We start from the raw sequence: 1,160 nt of genomic DNA, 5'->3' as shown, positions 1-1,160 counted from the left end.
CAAGGTAGCCGTAGGGGAATCTGCGGCTGGATCACCTCCTACTGACCCGAGGGCCTCAGGCCCTCACCTTTCACTCATATGGTTTCGTGTTCGGTCACTCGCGAGAGCGGGCACCGTAGAACGTCGTTGGCTCACGTTTGCAGTCCGCAGTACTCGCACCGCGGTCGCCGCGATCGCGCCAGCGAGTTGGGCTCATAGCTCAGTGGGAGAGTGCCTCCTTTGCAAGGAGGATGCCCTGGGTTCGAATCCCAGTGAGTCCATGTCAGGCTCCGGCCGAACCGCGCCCCTTAAGTGTGGGACGGCGGTGGGTTGGAGTAGACGACGACCGATGCACCACTCCGGGAAACCGCGAGTGGGAAGGGTTCGACGAACGCCCTGCTGTCACAGGGCGATTCGATGACGACCGTGTATACGTGCGATCCAGACGCCCACTGAACTCAGTACCGAGTTCGTGGACGTATTCAACTGGCTACTGTGCCAGCTGGTGAATGGCTCGGCTCGAGAGCCGACGACGGACGTGCCAAGCTGCGATAAGCTCGAGGGACCCGCATGGAGGGAACGAACTCGAGATTTCCGAATAGGAATCCCATTACAATTGCTTCGCGCAATAGGGAACTCCCCGAATTGAAACATCTCAGTAGGGGAAGGAAGAGAACGCAATAGCGATGTCGTTAGTAACCGCGAGTGACCGCGACACAGTCCAAACCGAAGCCCTCACGGGCAATGTGGTGTGTGGGCTGACTCTCATCGCGAGAACCCGCATTCGAAGTCTCCTGGAACGGAGCGTGAGACAGGGTGATAACCCCGTAGAATGAGGAAGTATCGCGTGCGTCAGTACCCGAGTAGCAGGGATCGGATATTCTCTGTGAACGACTCAGGCATCCCCTGAGAAGACTAAACACTCCTCGAGACCGATAGCGAACAAGTAGCGTGAGCGAACGCTGAAAAGCACCCCGAGAAGGGCGGTGCAATAGGGCCTGAAATCAGCTGGCGATAGAGCGACAGGGCGTACAAGGCGTCTCACAAAACGACCCGAGAGCGATCTCGTAGTAGGACGTGAGACGAGCCGACGTCGTGTCGTACGTTTTGAAAAACGACCCAGGGAGTGTCCTGGAATGACGAGTCTAACCCGTTCATCGGGGGAGGCGCAGGGAAACCGA

The 1,160-nt window shown here is 58.0% G+C and carries 1 tRNA gene and 1 rRNA gene; both read left to right on the top strand.

The features are described 5' to 3' along the window. Positions 1 to 188 precede the first annotated feature (188 nt). Positions 189 to 260 (top strand) — tRNA-Ala (locus AN233_RS01475). Positions 261 to 460: 200 nt separating this feature from the next. Continuing rightward, positions 461 to 1,160 (top strand): 23S ribosomal RNA (locus AN233_RS17570); the annotation flags it as partial.

The sequence above is a fragment of the Haloparvum sedimenti genome (assembly GCF_001462205.1).
Taxonomy (GTDB): Archaea; Halobacteriota; Halobacteria; order Halobacteriales; family Haloferacaceae; genus Haloparvum; species Haloparvum sedimenti.
The sequence above is the reverse complement of the archived record's forward strand: the minus strand, read 5'-3'. Positions and strand labels throughout refer to the sequence as shown.